1 protein-coding gene is annotated in these 256 nt (G+C 67.6%); it reads right to left on the bottom strand.

Going from position 1 to position 256, the window contains the following annotated elements:
• Positions 1-256 (bottom strand): hypothetical protein (locus UK12_RS35785; protein WP_045307405.1); only part of this gene is annotated, 256 nt, incomplete at both ends.

Below are 256 nucleotides of genomic sequence, written 5' to 3'. Positions count from 1 at the left end.
ACGGACGCCTTCACTCTCCAGGGTCTGCACGGCGTCGTGGAAGCGGACGGCCTCGCGGACGTGGCGCACCCAGTACTCGGGGGTGACCAGCTCGTCGGCGACCTCGCCGGTCAGGGTGGAGACGATCGGGATCCTCGGTTCCTGGAAGGTCAGACCTTCCGCGACCGTACGGAACTCCGCCAGCATCGGCTCCATCAACGGCGAGTGGAACGCGTGGCTGACCATGAGCCGCTTGGTCTTCCGGCCATCAGCGGCC

It is taken from the genome of Saccharothrix sp. ST-888, assembly GCF_000955975.1.
Classification (GTDB): domain Bacteria; phylum Actinomycetota; class Actinomycetes; order Streptomycetales; family Streptomycetaceae; genus Kitasatospora.
This window is presented reverse-complemented; position numbering and strand designations above follow the sequence as displayed.